Here is a 252-nt window from a genome sequence, read left to right as displayed (position 1 = left end):
GTTGAAAAGAGCATACAAAATAGAAATTAATCCTACTACTGAACAAAAATCTAAAATACATCAAACGATTGGTGTTAGTAGATTTATATATAACTTCTATATTGCTCACAATAAAGAAGTTTATAAGAGTAAAGGTGAATTTATAAGCGGTATGGATTTTTCTAAATGGTTAAATAATGAATATATTCCTAATAATCAAGATATGAAATGGATTAAAGATGTATCTTCTAAAGCTACAAAACAAGCTATTAT

General features: G+C 25.0%; 1 protein-coding gene. It reads left to right on the top strand.

From position 1 onward, the window contains the following. Position 1: 1 nt before the first annotated feature. On the top strand, positions 2-252 hold a 251-nt coding region (locus KGF42_RS19630; RefSeq protein WP_227826950.1), incomplete at its 3' end, for a helix-turn-helix domain-containing protein.

Origin of the sequence: Clostridioides sp. ZZV15-6383 (assembly GCF_020657735.1) — a bacterium.
Classification (GTDB): Bacteria; Bacillota; Clostridia; order Peptostreptococcales; family Peptostreptococcaceae; genus Clostridioides; species Clostridioides difficile_D.
The sequence above is the reverse complement of the archived record's forward strand: the minus strand, read 5'-3'. Positions and strand labels throughout refer to the sequence as shown.